Origin of the sequence: Amycolatopsis sp. lyj-346, assembly GCF_046548975.1 — a bacterium.
GTDB lineage: Bacteria > Actinomycetota > Actinomycetes > Mycobacteriales > Pseudonocardiaceae > Amycolatopsis.
Window position 1 is genome coordinate 18,578 of record NZ_JAJPWT010000028.1, and the last position, 14,329, is coordinate 32,906.

15 protein-coding genes and 1 riboswitch are annotated in these 14,329 nt (G+C 71.8%); of the genes, 10 read left to right on the forward strand and 5 right to left on the reverse strand.

Annotated elements, in window-relative coordinates:
* Positions 1–195: 195 nt before the first annotated feature.
* Entirely contained in the window at positions 196–2,409 is a 2,214-nt protein-coding gene (locus ACLJQE_RS43270) for a discoidin domain-containing protein (RefSeq protein ID WP_410645677.1), read from the forward strand.
* On the opposite strand, the gene ACLJQE_RS43275 is transcribed toward ACLJQE_RS43270, so the two are convergent.
* Both ACLJQE_RS43275 and ACLJQE_RS43280 read right to left on the reverse strand, forming a co-directional pair.
* On the reverse strand, positions 2,311–3,846 hold the full coding sequence (locus ACLJQE_RS43275) for an FAD-dependent monooxygenase (protein WP_410645678.1): 1,536 nt from the start codon (positions 3,844–3,846) through the stop codon (positions 2,311–2,313). The two genes, ACLJQE_RS43270 and ACLJQE_RS43275, sit on opposite strands and share 99 nt — an antisense overlap.
* Entirely contained in the window at positions 3,843–4,805 is a 963-nt protein-coding gene (locus tag ACLJQE_RS43280; RefSeq protein ID WP_410645679.1) for an MBL fold metallo-hydrolase, read from the reverse strand. The genes ACLJQE_RS43275 and ACLJQE_RS43280 overlap by 4 nt, the downstream gene beginning before the upstream one ends.
* Positions 4,806–4,900: 95 nt before the next feature.
* On the opposite strand from ACLJQE_RS43280, the gene ACLJQE_RS43285 reads away from it, so the two are divergent.
* Complete coding sequence (locus ACLJQE_RS43285) at positions 4,901–5,431, forward strand: MarR family winged helix-turn-helix transcriptional regulator (RefSeq protein ID WP_410645680.1); 531 nt, start codon at positions 4,901–4,903, stop codon at positions 5,429–5,431.
* Positions 5,432–5,499: 68 nt separating this feature from the next.
* On the opposite strand, the gene ACLJQE_RS43290 is transcribed toward ACLJQE_RS43285, so the two are convergent.
* Complete coding sequence (locus ACLJQE_RS43290) at positions 5,500–6,111, reverse strand: GTP cyclohydrolase II (RefSeq protein ID WP_410645681.1); 612 nt, start codon at positions 6,109–6,111, stop codon at positions 5,500–5,502.
* 110 nt (positions 6,112–6,221) lie between these two features.
* Here ACLJQE_RS43290 and ACLJQE_RS43295 point away from each other — a divergent pair, with 110 nt between their 5' ends.
* Positions 6,222–6,854, forward strand: coding sequence for a LysE family translocator (locus tag ACLJQE_RS43295; protein ID WP_410645682.1), 633 nt, complete (start codon positions 6,222–6,224; stop codon positions 6,852–6,854).
* Positions 6,855–6,884: 30 nt separating this feature from the next.
* On the opposite strand, the gene ACLJQE_RS43300 is transcribed toward ACLJQE_RS43295, so the two are convergent.
* Positions 6,885–7,946: a cobalamin-independent methionine synthase II family protein gene (locus ACLJQE_RS43300; RefSeq protein ID WP_410645683.1), complete on the reverse strand. Its 1,062-nt coding sequence runs from the start codon at positions 7,944–7,946 to the stop codon at positions 6,885–6,887.
* A 263-nt stretch (positions 7,947–8,209) separates the two neighbouring features.
* Here ACLJQE_RS43300 and ACLJQE_RS43305 point away from each other — a divergent pair, with 263 nt between their 5' ends.
* Entirely contained in the window at positions 8,210–8,473 is a 264-nt protein-coding gene (locus tag ACLJQE_RS43305) for a DUF3040 domain-containing protein (RefSeq protein ID WP_410645684.1), read from the forward strand.
* Between the two features lie 32 nt (positions 8,474–8,505).
* The gene (locus ACLJQE_RS43310) at positions 8,506–9,531 is read left to right on the forward strand and encodes a DNA polymerase IV (RefSeq protein ID WP_410645685.1); all 1,026 of its coding nucleotides are present in this window, start codon (positions 8,506–8,508) and stop codon (positions 9,529–9,531) included.
* Here the strand turns inward: ACLJQE_RS43310 and ACLJQE_RS43315 are convergent.
* Complete coding sequence (locus ACLJQE_RS43315; protein ID WP_410645686.1) at positions 9,528–10,175, reverse strand: TetR/AcrR family transcriptional regulator; 648 nt, start codon at positions 10,173–10,175, stop codon at positions 9,528–9,530. The two genes, ACLJQE_RS43310 and ACLJQE_RS43315, sit on opposite strands and share 4 nt — an antisense overlap.
* Before the next feature lie 89 nt (positions 10,176–10,264).
* On the opposite strand from ACLJQE_RS43315, the gene ACLJQE_RS43320 reads away from it, so the two are divergent.
* The 5 genes from ACLJQE_RS43320 to ACLJQE_RS43340 all read left to right on the forward strand — a co-directional run bounded on the left by ACLJQE_RS43320 (position 10,265) and on the right by ACLJQE_RS43340 (position 14,318).
* The gene (locus ACLJQE_RS43320; protein WP_410645687.1) at positions 10,265–11,155 is read left to right on the forward strand and encodes an AurF N-oxygenase family protein; all 891 of its coding nucleotides are present in this window, start codon (positions 10,265–10,267) and stop codon (positions 11,153–11,155) included.
* Positions 11,156–11,211: 56 nt separating this feature from the next.
* Positions 11,212–11,889, forward strand: a complete 678-nt coding sequence (locus ACLJQE_RS43325) for a hypothetical protein (RefSeq protein WP_410645688.1) — start codon at positions 11,212–11,214, stop codon at positions 11,887–11,889.
* On the forward strand, positions 11,886–12,371 hold the full coding sequence (locus ACLJQE_RS43330; RefSeq protein ID WP_410645689.1) for a GNAT family N-acetyltransferase: 486 nt from the start codon (positions 11,886–11,888) through the stop codon (positions 12,369–12,371). The genes ACLJQE_RS43325 and ACLJQE_RS43330 overlap by 4 nt, the downstream gene beginning before the upstream one ends.
* Before the next feature lie 31 nt (positions 12,372–12,402).
* Positions 12,403–12,482, forward strand: a riboswitch (S-adenosyl-L-homocysteine riboswitch).
* Positions 12,483–12,565: 83 nt separating this feature from the next.
* Positions 12,566–14,026 (forward strand): adenosylhomocysteinase, encoded by a 1,461-nt coding sequence (gene ahcY, locus ACLJQE_RS43335; RefSeq protein WP_410645690.1) that lies wholly within the window; start codon positions 12,566–12,568, stop codon positions 14,024–14,026.
* Positions 14,027–14,162: 136 nt separating this feature from the next.
* On the forward strand, positions 14,163–14,318 hold the full coding sequence (locus ACLJQE_RS43340; RefSeq protein WP_285996763.1) for a hypothetical protein: 156 nt from the start codon (positions 14,163–14,165) through the stop codon (positions 14,316–14,318).
* Positions 14,319–14,329: the final 11 nt, after the last annotated feature.

Below are 14,329 nucleotides of genomic sequence, written 5' to 3' on the forward strand. Positions count from 1 at the left end.
TCCGCCGCGACAAGCACCTTTTCGGGCTGACCGGTTCGCGCCGTCACACCCACCCCGGTACCGCTCCTCCGGCTCACGGCACCGGGCGGGTGACCGGCCGCGAACCCGCCGCACCACCCGACGCCGTCGCGAGCTGTGGGGCTCGCCCGGCCCGCCGCCGTCTTCGCCCGTCCTCCCGATCCAGCAGGCAGGCTCATGAGATCAACGACGTTCTCCCCGGTACCCCGCCTCCTCGTCCTCGCCACTGCCGTGGTCACCGCGTTGACCACCGCGGCGGTGGCCGGCTCCACGACGGCGCAGGCGGCCGCGTGCGGCAGCGCGAACCTGACGCAGGGCCGTCCCGCGACCGCCTCGTCCACCGAGAACGGCGGGACACCCGCGTCCGCCGCCGTCGACGGCAATCCCGGCACGCGCTGGTCCAGCGCGTTCGGCGACCCGCAGTGGCTGCAGGTCGACCTGGGCTCCGCGCAGCAGCTCTGCGACGTGGTGCTCAGCTGGGAAGCCGCGTACGCCCGCGCCTTCACCGTGCAGCTCTCGACCGACGCGGCCGCCTGGACCACGGCGTACTCGACGACCACCGGCACCGGGGGCACGCAGACCGTGCCGCTCAGCGGCACCGCGCGGTACCTCCGGATCACCGGCACCCAGCGGGCCACGCAGTACGGCTATTCGCTGTGGGAGGTGGCCGCGCACGGCACCGGCGACCCCACGACCGTCCCGCCGACCGACCCGCGCAACCCGGACCTCGGGCCGAACGTGTCGGTGTTCGACCCGTCGACGCCGGCCGCGACGATCCAGAACCGGCTGACCCAGCTCGCGAACCAGCAGCACACCAACCAGTTCGGCACCGAGCGCTACGCCGTGCTGTTCAAGCCGGGCAGCTACGCCGCCGACGTCAACCTCGGCTTCTACACCCAGGTCGCCGGCCTCGGCCTCTCCCCCGACGACGTCAACCTCGACGGTCACGTCCGGGTCGAAGCGGACTGGCTGCAGCAGGGTGACAACCCGGCCAACAAGGGCAACGCGACGCAGAACTTCTGGCGATCCGCCGAGAACCTGTCGGTGACGCTGCCGGCCGGCCAGGTGGAACGCTGGGCCGTCGCGCAGGCCGCGCCCTACCGCCGGATGCACCTGCGTGGCAGCCAGATCCAGCTGTGGAACGGCGGCGACGGCTGGGCCAGCGGCGGCCTCATCGCCGACAGCAAGATCGACGGCGTCGCCGTTTCCGGTTCGCAGCAGCAGTTCCTCACCCGCAACAGCGAGCTCGGCGGCTGGCAGGGCGGCGTGTGGAACATGGTCTTCGTCGGCTCCACCGGCACCCCGCCGCCGTCGTTCCCCGATCCGCCGGAGACAGTCGTCGGGCAGACGCCGGTCCTGCGGGAAAAGCCGTTCCTCTACGTCGACGGATCCGGCGCCTACCACGTGTTCGTGCCGGCCCTGCGGCAGAACTCGGCCGGCACCAGCTGGGGCCACGGCGCCCCGGCCGGGCAGTCGATCTCGCTGAGCGAGTTCTACGTCGCCAAGCCGTCCGACTCGGCTGCGACGCTCAACGCGGCGCTGGCGGCCGGGAAGAACCTCCTGGTCACCCCGGGTGTCTACCACCTCGACCGGGCGCTGGACATCACCCGGCCGGACACCGTCGTGCTCGGCCTCGGCCTGGCCACGCTGACGCCCACCAACGGCACCGCGGCCATCACGACGGCCGATGTGGACGGGGTGAAGATCGCCGGGCTGCTGGTCGACGCGGGCGCGGTGAACTCGCCGGTGCTCGTCCAGGTCGGCCGGCCGGGCTCGACCGCCGGCCACGCGGCGAACCCGACGTCGCTGCACGACGTGTTCTTCCGGATCGGCGGCGCGGCCGTCGGGAAGGCCACGCAGACGCTCGTGATCAACTCGAACAACGTCCTCGGCGACCACCTGTGGCTGTGGCGTGGCGACCACTCCCACGGCGTCGGCTGGAACGTGAACACCGCGGCCAACGGCCTGGTGGTCAACGGTGCCGACGTGACGATGTACGGCCTGTTCGTCGAGCACTACCAGCAGTACGAGGTGCTCTGGAACGGCAACGGCGGGCGGACGTACTTCTTCCAGAACGAGCTGCCGTACGACCCACCGGACCAGGCGTCCTGGTCCAGTGGCGGCGGACGGCAGGGCTGGGCGGCGTACAAGGTGGCCGATTCGGTGACCAGCCACGAAGGCTGGGGCCTCGGCAGCTACTGCTTCTTCGCCACGAATCCGTCCATTGTGGCCAGTCACTCCTTCGAGGTGCCTGCCGCCGGCGGGGTCCGGCTCCACAACCTCGTCTCGGTGTCACTCGGCGGCGTCGGCACGATCGCCCACGTCGTCAACGACACGGGTGCCGCCGCGAACACCGGGCACCAGGTGAGCCCGCTGGTCTCCTACCCGTAGCACCGCGGCGACGTACGCGTCCGGGCGGACCAGCCAGGCTTCGCCCGGGCGCGCACCCAGCGCCCCGCCCACCGGGATCGGCACCGACCGCAGCCCCGGCGTCCGCACCCCCGGGGTCGTCAGCATGAGGAACCCCGGCCGGGCCAGGTCCCGCAAGCGGCCATCCGCGACGGCCACGTCCGGGAGCAGCACGCCCGGTCCCGGTGGCGGCACCGCGCCCCGCGGCGGGCGTCCCGCGAACGGCCGTTCCGGATCGGGCGTGGTCAGCGGCGAGTCGACGTACCAGAACGGCTCGGCCAGCCGTCCCGAGTCGACCTGCGCGCACGCGGCGGGGTCGTGCGCCGCGCGGGTGAGGACGTCGAGGCGGCGCCGGCGCTGCTCTTCGTTCTGCGGCACCAGGAACTCCATCGTGGCGGTGGTGACGGCCGCGTTCTCCACCGCCGCCGCGTGCCGCTCGGTGTGGTAGCTCTCCAGCAGCTCCTCCCCCGCGTCGCCGCGCAGGACGGCGGCCAGCTTCCAGGCCGCGTTGTCCGCGTCGGCCACGCCGGAGTTGAGACCACGCGCCCCGAACGGCGCGACGAGGTGCGCGCAGTCCCCGGCGAGCAGCACGCGGCCGACGCGCATCCGGTCGGCGAGGCGCGTGTGGAAGCGGTACACCGAGCGCCAGATCACCTCGTAGGGCCGGTCGCCGATGATCGCGCGGATCCGGTGGTCGAGCGCCCCGCCCGACTCTTCGGCCGCGAGGTCGTAGTCCTCGGGGACCTGCCAGTCGATCCGGAACCGCGAGCCGGGGCACGGGTGGATCAGCACCTGTCGGCCGGGGTTCCACGGCGGGTCGAACCAGAACCGCCGTTCCGCCGCCCAGCCCGGCAGGTCGGCGCGGATGTCGCAGATCAGGAACAGGTGGCGGAACGACACGCCGTCCAGGTGCCGGCCGAGCGCCCGCCGCACGGTGTCGCCGCGGGCGCCCGCGCAGGCGATCGCGTAGTCGGCTTCGATCCGGCGCGGCCCTTCGTCCGTTTCGCAGTGGATTTCGACGCAGCCCGGCTGGGTCAGCCCGGTGACGCGGTGCCCGCGGCGGACGTCGATCAGCGGCTGCCGCGCGATCAGCTCGTCCAGTACCGCCTCGACGCGGGCCTGCGAAAGGTTGACGAACGGCGGGAACGCGGACCCCGCGTCCGGCAGCCGGTAGGAGAACAGCTCCCGGTCGCGGTGGAACGTCCGCGCGGTCGTCCAGGTCAGGCCTTCCTCGGCGACGCACCCCGCGCCGAGCCACGCCCAGACGTCCAAGGTGTCCCGCTGGTGGCAGATGGCCTTGGAGCCCACGGGGTCGCGCCGGTGGTGCTCGTCGAGGAGCACCACCGGCACGCCCCGGCGCGCGAGCAGCAGCGCGGCCGTCTGCCCGACCGGGCCGCTGCCGAGGACCGCGACGGTCATCCCTGGAGCTGGTCCCAGACCGCGCGGTCGCGTTCGGCCGTCCACACCACCGGCCGCTCGATCCCGGACAGCTCGTCCCACAGCCGCGAGACGTCGAAGGGCAGGCAGTGCTCGAAGATCGGCCAGTGCCCGTACCGGTCGCGCAACGCCGCGTGGGTGCGCTCGAAGGCTTCCTTGAGCGTGCCGCCGGCGTCGCGGACCGCGCCGACCTCGCGGAGCATCGTGTCCAGGAAGTGGCGGGTCTGCGCGATGGCGGCGTCGACCGCCTCGCGGCCGCGGCTCACCCCGCCGCGCCCGCCGATCAGGGTCTCGGCCTTGAAGGCGGCCACCCGGTCCAAAGTGGACGTGGCCCAGTCGCGGTGGAACGCGTCGCCGGTGTAGAGCGCGGCTTCGGCTTCCACGAGGTCGCCGGCGTAGAGGATCTTCGGGCGGGGCAGCCAGGCAACGATGTCGCCCTCGGTGTGGCCGCGCCCGCAGTACTGCAGCACCAGGTCGCCGCGGTCGCCGCCGAGGTCGATCGTGAGCCGGTCGGAGAAGGTCAGCGTCGGCCAGGTCAGCCCGGGCACCGATTCGGCGCCCTTCGCCAGCCGGGGCATCCGGCCGAACTCGCTCTCCCAGTCCTCCTTGCCGCGCTCGGCGACCAGGGCGCGGGTGTTCTCGTGCGCGACGATCACGTCGGCGCCGAACGCGGACGCACCCAGCACGCGCACGGCGTGGTAGTGGCTCAGCACCAGGTACCGCACCGGCTTGTCGGTGTGCTCCCGCAGTTTCGCGAGCCACTCCTCCGCCACGACGGGCGTGGCCAGCGCCTCGAAGCAGACGAGGAAGTCCTCGCCTTCGATCGCGCCGATGTTCGGGTCGCCTTCCGCGGTCAGCGCGTAGACACCGTCCGCGAGGACTTCCAGGGTCTGCGCTTTCTCCGCCAGGTCGGCCGAAGAGGCGAAGGCTTTCTTCGTCACGGCGAGCGCTCCTTGATCATCAAAGGATTGACTATCAGGCCAGGCTAGCCCGCCGGACCGCCGCGCGGCACCCTGCTTCCCCTAATCTGGGCCGCATGACCGACCGACCGGCCGACCTCGACTACCTCTCGTTCGTCGACTTCGCCATCGGGAAGACGCAGGCCGAGCTGCCCGCGACCGACCCGGTGGCGATGCGTCTCGGCCTCACGCTGCACCGGCTGGCCGGCGCGCTGGTCTACGACTGGGAGTCGACGGTCCACCGCCCCCGCGGCTGGAGCTGGGGCGGCTTCCGGGTGCTGTTCGTCCTCTGGCTGGCGGGCCCGCTGGAGTCCCGCCACGTGGCCCGGCTCGCCGGGATGAGCCGCGCGGCGGTGTCGGCGCTGGTCAAGACCCTGGAACGGGACGGCCTGGTGACGCGCACCCCGGTCCCCCGCGACCGCCGCGCGGTGCAGCTGGCCCTCACCGAAGCAGGCCACACCGCGGTGACCGACGCCTACCAGGAGCACAACAAGCGCGAACAAGCCTGGGTGGCGTCACTGACCCCGGACGAGCGCACGGTCCTCACGGGTCTCCTGGAGAAGCTGACCACGAGCCCGGCGGCCGCGGCCGCCCAGCGCCTCACCTGACCCTCGGGGCACGCAACCCGACCCTCCGGGTACGCGAACCGACCGCCCGGGTACGCGAACCGGCCGGGTCAGCTGGCCAGACCGGGCAGCGAGAGCGTGTGCCCGGTCTGCTCGGCCTTCGCCCGCAGGTACCGGACGTTGTTCTCGGTCGCGAACACGCCCGTCGGAACCCGGTCGCGCACCGCGATCCCGGCCGCACGCAGCTGCGCCGCCTTGTCCGGGTTGTTCGACAGCAGGTCCACCGCCGCCACCCCGAGCGCACCCAGCATCTGCGCGGCGACCGTGTAGTCGCGGGCGTCTTCGGGCAGCCCGAGCGCGGCGTTCGCGGCGTAGGTGTCGAGGCCGCCGTCCTGAAGGGCGTACGCGTCGAGCTTGTTGTACAGCCCGATCCCGCGGCCCTCCTGACGCAGGTAGAGCAGGTACCCACCGGTCTCGGAGATCCGCGCGACGGCCTCGGCCAGCTGCGGGCCGCAGTCGCAGCGCGCCGACCCGAAGACGTCCCCGGTGAGGCATTCCGAGTGCGGCCGCACCAGCGGCACTTCCCCGGGCGTGCCCAGGACGAAGGCGAGGTGCTCACCACCGTCGGCCAGGCCGCGGAAGGTGACGGCTTCGGCGTCGACCGCGACGCCGCCGTGGAGCCGCAGCGGGATCCGCACCCGCGTCCGCACTTCAGCCGTCATGCCGTCGCCCTTGGAATCACCCACAAGATCGACCCTACACGAGGTTCAAATTCGAACACCCACGCCGTTTGCCCCCGAAACCACTGGCGGCCGGGTCGTATCCTCGGGCCATGATCCCCGGTGCCACCGCCGCCTCGTTCCTGCTGGTCGTCGTGCTCGGGGCGATGTCGCCAGGGCCCGACTTCGTCGTCGTGACGCGCTCGGCGCTCGCCGGCGGCCGGCGGGCCGGGATGGCCGCGGGCACCGGGATCGCGCTCGGTGTGTTCGCCTGGGTGGTCGCGATCGCCCTGGGTGTCGCCGCCGTGCTCGCCGCGTCGGCGGTGGCGTTCACCGTCGTCAAGCTGGCCGGCGCGGCCTACCTCGTGGTCCTCGGCGTCAAGGCGTGGCTGGCCGTGCGCCGCGGGGCGTACCGGGACCTCGCGGAGACCGCCGGGACCCCGCAGCTCACGGCCCGGGCCGCCTTCCGGCAGGGCCTGGTGACGAACCTGCTCAACCCCAAGGTCGCCGTGTACTTCCTGGCCCTGCTCCCGCAGTTCCTGCCCGCCGACGGCTCCACCCTGCAGACGCTCGAACTGGCCGCGATCGCCACCGCCGGCACGGTCCTGTGGTTCGTCACCCTCGCCGTCGTGGTCGGGGCGCTCAAGCGGTTCTTCAGCGCCGGCCGCGTCCGCCGGGTCCTCGACGGCGTCCTGGGCACCGTGCTCGTCGCCCTCGGCCTGAAGGTCGCCGCCGAGACGGCGTGAGCCCGTCGCGGGCGCACGCCGTCCGCTCGGTCAGCCGAGCGCCTCGGACGCCAGCCGCGTGCCCTCGACCCGGGCCGCGATCTTCGCGAACGCGATGTCCCGCGAGGTCGACGTGTCGTCGGCGAACGGCGAGAACCCGCAGTCGTCGCAGGTGCCGAGCCGGTCGGCCGGCACGTACTTCGCCGCGGTGAGCACCCGGTCCCGCACCTCTTCCGCCGTCTCCACGCGCGGGTCGATCGGGTCGGTGACGCCGACGAAGACCCGCTGGCCGGCCTTGAGGTGGTCGGCGATCACCCGCAGGGCGCGTTCGGGGTCGGCTTCGCTGGCCAGCTGGACGAAGAAGCGGCCGGCCCTGAGCTCGAACAGCGACGGCAGCAGGCCCGCGTAGTCGACGTCGAGGCTGTGCACGGAGTCCTGGTCACCGCCCGGGCAGGTGTGGACGCCGATCTTCGCCCGCTCTTCGGCGGTGAACCGGTCGAGCACGGCGTTGTTGAGCTCGACGAACTGCCGCAGCAGCCCGCCGGACGGGTCGAGCTTCAGCGACAGGCGGCCTTCGGTGAAGTCGATCTGCACGCTGTCCGCGCCCGCGTCGAGGCTGCCGCGGATGTCCGCCTCGGCCTCGTTCACCAGGTCGGCGACGAACTGCTCCTGCGAGTACCCCTCGATGCCGTCGGCCGGGTAGATCAGCGAGAGCGCGGACGCGGCGATCACCGCCTGCTTGACGGGCCGGTCGGTCAGCGTCTTCGCGCGCGTGAGGTACGAGCCGGCGTGCGTCGCGTAGCGGAACGGGCCCGCGGTGAGCCGCGGCAGCTGCCGGGTGTGCCCGTCGGCGAACGGGATGACCACGCCGTCGGGCGCCAGCGCGGTCAGCCCGGCCAGCGGGTACGTCGCGAAGCTCGGCTTCCCCTGCTCCCCGTCGGTCAGCACCGGTGAGCCGGTTTCCTCGAAGCGGCGGATCGTGTCGGCCAGCGCCCGGCTCTCGAGCTCGGCGAGCGCGGCGGCGTCGATCCGGCCGGCCGCGAAGTCGCCGAGGCCTTCGACGAGGTAGGCGGGACGCGGGATGCTGCCGATCGGTTCGGTGGGCAGGGTCATCAAGTCCTCCGGCTGTTTGAAGGTTCGACCGGGCACCGGCACGACGGCAGAACGTGGCCATCCGGCCGCCCCCACCCGCCCTCCGGCCGTGACCGGCCACGTTCGAGGGGCAACTTAACGTGGCCGAAGCCGGTCACGGAGCGCGGATCACCCGTTCGGACCAGAGAAAAGCACGAAATCAGAAGGCATTCGGCGGTTCGCGAGGAGGACGATTGGGTATTCGCTACGGCGATACGGCGGGTTCGGCGCCGAAGGAGTGCCCGATGCTCAGTCACCACGATCGCACCGAACTCGAGAAGATCGAGCGCAGTCTCGAGCTCAGTGACCCGGATCTGGCTGCCGCGCTTCGCGACGGCAAGCGGCCGAAGTCGCGCGCGCTCCGCAGTGCCCTCCTGATCGTCTTCGACATCACCGCCGTGACGCTGCTGGTCCTCGGGCTGGTCCTGCCCGACCCCGGCGTCACGCTGTGCGGGATCCTCGCGCTCACCGGCACCGTCTGGACCCACGTGGCGCGGCACCGGATCTGAGAAAGACTGGGGATCTGAGGCAGACTGGGCTGGTGAAGTGGGTCCTGCACGTCGACCTCGACCAGTTCATCGCCGCGGTCGAGATCGCCCGCCACCCGGAACTGCGCGGGAAGCCCGTCGTGGTCGGCGGCAACGGCGACCCCGCCGAACGCGCCGTCGTCGCGACGGCGTCGTACGAGGCCCGCGAGTTCGGCGTGCAGTCCGGCATGCCGCTGCGGGTCGCCGCCCGGCGCTGCCCGGACGCCGTCTTCCTGCCCAGCGACCCGGACGCCTACCTCGAGGTGTCGGCGCGCGTGATGGCCGCGGTGCGGGAGCTGCCGGTGGTGGTCGAGGTGCTGGGCTGGGACGAAGCCTTCGTCGGGGCGGAGACGGACGGCCCCGAGGCGCTGGCCGTCGCGATCAAGGAGGCGGTGGCGCGCGAGACGGGCTTGTCGTGCGCGGTCGGGATCGGCGACAACAAGCTGCGGGCCAAGCTCGCCACCGGGTTCGGCAAGCCGGGCGGCATCTACCGGCTGACGCAGGAGAACTGGTGGGACGTGATGGCGGCCCGCCCGACCGACGCGCTGTGGGGTATCGGCGACAAGACGGCGAAGAAGCTCGCCGGGCTGGGCATCGCCACGGTCCTGGACCTGGCCGACGCCGACCCGGCGGAACTGGCGGCCCGGTTCGGCCCGAAGACCGGCCCGTGGCTGCGGCTGCTCGGCGGCGGCATCAGCGACGCCGAGGTGAGCGCGACGCCGTGGGTGGCCCGGTCCCGCAGCCGTGAGACGACGTTCCAGCGCGACCTGACCGACCCGGCCGAGATGGCGGCCGCGGTCTCGGCGCTGGCGAAGCGCGTCGCGCAGGACGTGCTCGACGAAGGCCGCCCGGCGGCGCGGGTGGCGGTCAAGGTGCGGTTCGTGCCGTTCCTGACCCACACGCACAGCATCACCCTGCCGGAACCGACCTCGGACGCCGTCGAGCTCGACCGCGCGGCGCAGGAGGTGCTCGGGATGTTCGAGCTGACGCGCGCGGTGCGGCTGCTGGGTGTGCGGGCCGAATTCCCGCGCGAAGACTAGAGCCCTTCCGGCAGCGGCAACGGCCGGTCCGGGTCGAGCTGCACGCCGCCGGCGCGCAGCGTGTGGTCCAGCATCGCCCAGATCGTGCCCGTGAGCTGGGCGGTCAGCTGGGGCAGGCGAAGCGTTCCCGGGTGGTCGAGCCAGCGGGTCGTCGCCGATTCGACGTAGCCGACCAGGCCGAACGCGATCGTGTCCGCCGGGGCCGGGTCGAGCCCGAACGCCGTCAGGTAGCCGGTGAACAGCCGGCTGAGGTGGCGGCCGATCGCCCCGCGGACGTCGGGGCCGTCCGGTACGCCGCGGGCCAGGTAGCGGTGCAGGTGGGCGTGCTCGGTCAGCCAGCGCAGGTGCGTCGAGATGACCGTGGAGATCATCTCGTTCGGCGAGCCCTCGGGGTGCCAGAGCGGCGCCAGGTCGGCCGTCACCAGCTCCGCCGCCCGCTGCGCGATCGCCCGGCGGAGGTCGGCCGCGCCGTCGAAGTGCCGGTACAGGCGCGTGCGGGCGACGCCGGCGCGCTCGGCGATCTGCTCGGTCGAGACGTCCGGGCCGTGTTCGGCGATGGCGGCCAGCGCGGCGTCGACGAACTCCGCGCGCCGCCGTTCCTGCTGGCCCGCCCAGCGCGTCGCCCGTCCGTCGACCTTGGTCACGGCGAAAGCCTACTCACCCACGGCCGGACGGTGTACGCTGCCGAAATAGCTAGTACACCATGTACCCCCTACTTCTCCGGGAGGTCGCCATGGGCGTCGAGGCCCAGGACCGGGACGTCACCGCGGCTCGCCTGCTCAAGAGCTCGGCGAAGAACTCCTACGACCCGTACGTCGACATCGACTGGGACGCGCCGCTCGCCGAAGACAAGGCCTACATGCCGCTCGAACGGGTCTCCCTCTACGGCACGGACCTCTGGGCGAAGCTGACGCCGGAGCAGCGGATCGAGCTGTCCAAGCACGAGATCGCCAGCATCATGAGCGTCGGGCTGTGGTTCGAGATCGTCCTGATGCAGCTGCTCGCCCGGTACGTCTTCGACCTCGACGCGCGCACCGAGCACGCGCAGTACGCCATGACCGAGATCGGCGACGAGACGCGGCATTCGGTGATGTTCGCCCGCACCGCCGAACGGCTCGGCGTCCCGCGCTACGGCGTCCCGAAGGTGGTGCACCGCGCCGCGAAGGTGTTCGGCGCGACCGCCGCCGGGCCGTCGATGTTCGCCAGCGTGCTGGTCGCGGAGGAGACCACCGACCGGCTGCAGCGGTCGATGATGGACGACGACGGCATCCAGCCGCTGATCCGCTCGGTCAACCGCATCCACGTGGTCGAGGAGGCCCGGCACGTCCGGTTCGCCAAGGAAGAGGTGCTGCGCGAGACGCCGAAGCTGGCGAAGGCGGCGCTGCAGCGGCACCGGCTGCGGACCGCACTGGTCGCGTTCGGCGTGATCGACAGCATGGTCGACCCGCGGATCTACCGCAGTGTCGGGATCGACCCGCGCGAGGGCCGGGCCGCGGCACTGGCGAACCCGCACTTCCACGAGACGCGCCGCTGGATGGCCGAGAAGATCGTGCCGTTCCTCCGCGACGCGGGTCTGATCGGCGGCCGCTCAGAGGGCATCTGGCGGCGCGCGCATCTCCTTTGAGCGTCGAGGTGCGAAATACCTTCGCGCGGGATGCCGGATTCGGCCAGGATTCCCTGGTGACCGAGGATTTCCCGCCCGTGCCGGGGCAGCAGGCCCCCGCTCCGGCACCCCGCCGCCGCTCGCTCCTCGTCCGGCCGGCCGTGACCGGCCTGCTCGGCTTCGTCGTCGGCGCGCTCCTGGTCGGCGTGCCGTGGCTGGTGCTGAGCCTGCTCGGCGGCGGCCCGAGCGGGCAGTCGCTTTCCGCGCCGCCCCGGCTGGGCGAGCTGAGCCGGGCCCAGGAGGCGATCGCGAAGCTCGGCGAAGGCAACGGTCAGGCCGTCGTCACCCGCATCGAAAAGACCGACCGGGAGACCGCGGCCCGCGTGTCGGTGGCCTACGGCGGGGCCGGGTCGGTCGCCCAGCAGTACCAGGACGACCAGCTGGAACGCGGTGTCCAGCTGATCGCCGTGCGTGCGCCCTCCCCCGAACTCGTGGCGCCCTACGAGGACATCGAGGCGTTCGGCCTCGCCGTGCCGAGCACCGAACTCGTGCGCGTCGGCGCCGTGCAATGCCTGCGGCACAACGGTTCCACGGCCGCCGGGTCGACACCGGACCCCGAGCAGTCCTTCGTCACGAGCTGCCAGCGCACCGGCCCGGACCTGACCGTCACGGTGCGGAGCCTGGGCTCCGCGGGCAACCGGGACCCGCGCGAGCTGGCCGGGCTCGTGGACCAGGCCTGGCGGGAGCTCGAGTGACGATCACCACCCGCCTCGCCCGCGCCGAAGACGAAGCCGTGCTCGCGAAGATCGACGAACGCACCTGGACCCCGGCCGTGTCCCCCGCTCCCCCACCGCCGCCCGGTACGCCGTTCTTCGACGGCAGCACCCGGCCGGAGGACGTTCTCGTCGCGGAGCACGACGGCGTGGTCGCCGGGTACGTGCGCCTCGGCGAGGGGTTCGGCATCCCCGCCCACCGGCACGTGGCGGTGATCGACGGCCTCGCCGTCGACCCCGGCCGGCAGCGGCTCGGCATCGCGCGGCAGCTCGTCGAGGCCGCCGTGGCCGAGGCTCGCCACCGCGGCGCCCGCAAGGTGACGCTGCGCGTGCTCGGGCCCAACCTCGGCGCGCGGCGGGTCTACGAGCAGTGCGGGTTCGTCGTGGAAGGGGTGCTGCGGGGCGAGTTCCGCATGGACGGGGAGGACGTCGACGACGTTCTCATGGCCCGTTCGCTCGCTTGACAGCCTCGCCGCGGCTTTGCCATCCTGGTTCCGGGCCGAGAGGCGCTGCGACGGAAATCTTCTTCCGCCACGCTCGGCCCGTGACCACGACTCCAAGGGCGCCTCCCGTGAGGGAGGTGCCTTTCTCGTTGTCCGCAAGGACTTCCGTGCTGCCTCCCGAGCGCATCCCGACGAACTCCGGAGTGCACCGAAGAATGAGTGACAAACTGCAGACCCGCAATGGCCTCGACTTCGCCGTCGCCGACCTCGCGCTGGCCGGCGCCGGCCGCACCCAGCTGCGGCTGGCCGAGCACGAGATGCCCGGCCTGATGGCGATCCGCCGCGAGTACGCCGCCGCGCAGCCGCTGAAGGGCGCCCGCATCGCCGGGTCGCTGCACATGACCGTCCAGACCGCCGTGCTCATCGAGACCCTGGTGGCGCTCGGCGCCCAGGTGCGCTGGGTGTCCTGCAACATCTTCTCCACCCAGGACGAAGCCGCCGCCGCGGTCGTCGTCGGCCCGGAGGGCTCGGTGGACGCCCCGGCGGGCACCCCGGTGTTCGCGTGGAAGGGCGAGACGCTCGAAGAGTACTGGTGGTGCACCGACCAGCTCTTCGCCTTCCCCGGCGGACAGGCCCCGAACATGATCCTCGACGACGGCGGCGACGCCACCCTGCTCGTCCACAAGGGAGTCGAGTTCGAGGCGGCCGGAGCGGTGCCGCAACCGTCCGAAGAGGACCCGGAGGAGTACCGGATCGTCCTCGAAACCCTGCGCGCGAGCCTGGCGGCCGACGGTGACCGCTTCACCCGCATGGCCAAGGAGATCCGCGGCGTCACCGAGGAGACGACCAACGGCGTCAAGCGGCTCTACAAGCTCGCCAAGGACGGCGAGCTGCTCTTCCCCGCGATGAACGTCAACGACTCGGTGACGAAGTCCAAGTTCGACAACAAGTACGGCATCCGCCACTCCCTTGTGGACGGTCTGAACCGGGCCACCGACGTCATGATCGGCGGCAAGCGCGTGGTCGTCTGCGGCTACGGCGACGTCGGCAAGGGCGCGGTGGAGGCGCTGCGCGGCCAGGGCGCCCGGGTCACGGTCACCGAGATCGACCCGATCTGCGCGCTCCAGGCGGCGATGGACGGGCTCGACGTGGTGGAGCTGGACGACGTCGTCGAGCAGACCGACATCTTCATCACCACCACCGGCAACTTCGGCATCATCTCGGCGGAGCAGATGAGCCGGATGAAGCACAACGCGATCGTCGCCAACGTCGGGCACTTCGACAACGAGATCGACATGGCCGGGCTGGCGAAGCTGCCCGGCATCACCAAGACGGAGATCAAGCCGCAGGTGCACGAGTGGACGTTCCCGGACGGCCACGCGATCATCGTGCTGTCCGAGGGGCGGCTGATGAACCTGGGCAACGCGACCGGGCACCCGTCGTTCGTGATGTCGAACTCGTTCACCAACCAGGCGATCGCGCAGATCGAGCTGTTCACCAAGCCCGGCGAGTACGCCACCGACGTGCACCGGCTGCCGAAGCACCTCGACGAAAAGGTGGCCCGCCTGCACCTGGACGCGCTCGGGGTGAAACTCACCAAGCTCACGAAGCAGCAGGCCGAGTACATCGGCGTCGACATCGAAGGGCCGTACAAGCTCGATCACTACCGGTACTGATCCCGGCACTGCTTCAAGATTGCTCCATTCGCCGTAGTTTGGTTTATCGGGAAACTGGCCATCCTCCTGTCGAGAGAAGCGCATCCGCCCGGACGGCACGGAGCCGGGCCGGGTCTCGTGCGAAGGAGTGTGTCAAGTGATCGTTCTCGGTGTGATTCTCCTGGTCATCGGGTTTATCGTCGGTATCCCGGTGCTGTACACCATCGGCATCATTCTCGCGGTGGCCGGCGTGGCACTGGCCATCCTGGGCGGCACCGGCCGCCGGATCGGTGGCCGGGCGCACTGGTACTGATCCCGAGAACT

What these genes read in the sequence shown, in the direction of transcription:
- ACLJQE_RS43305 (WP_410645684.1), top strand. Translation starts at nt 8,210, where the DNA reads ATGCTCAGTCACCACGATCGCACCGAACTCGAGAAGATCGAGCGCAGT.
- ACLJQE_RS43300 (WP_410645683.1), bottom strand. Translation starts at nt 7,946, where the DNA reads ATGACCCTGCCCACCGAACCGATCGGCAGCATCCCGCGTCCCGCCTAC.
- ACLJQE_RS43320 (WP_410645687.1), top strand. Translation starts at nt 10,265, where the DNA reads ATGGGCGTCGAGGCCCAGGACCGGGACGTCACCGCGGCTCGCCTGCTC.
- ACLJQE_RS43290 (WP_410645681.1), bottom strand. Translation starts at nt 6,111, where the DNA reads ATGACGGCTGAAGTGCGGACGCGGGTGCGGATCCCGCTGCGGCTCCAC.
- ACLJQE_RS43270 (WP_410645677.1), top strand. Translation starts at nt 196, where the DNA reads ATGAGATCAACGACGTTCTCCCCGGTACCCCGCCTCCTCGTCCTCGCC.
- ACLJQE_RS43295 (WP_410645682.1), top strand. Translation starts at nt 6,222, where the DNA reads ATGATCCCCGGTGCCACCGCCGCCTCGTTCCTGCTGGTCGTCGTGCTC.
- ACLJQE_RS43275 (WP_410645678.1), bottom strand. Translation starts at nt 3,846, where the DNA reads ATGACCGTCGCGGTCCTCGGCAGCGGCCCGGTCGGGCAGACGGCCGCG.
- ahcY (WP_410645690.1), top strand. Translation starts at nt 12,566, where the DNA reads ATGAGTGACAAACTGCAGACCCGCAATGGCCTCGACTTCGCCGTCGCC.
- ACLJQE_RS43285 (WP_410645680.1), top strand. Translation starts at nt 4,901, where the DNA reads ATGACCGACCGACCGGCCGACCTCGACTACCTCTCGTTCGTCGACTTC.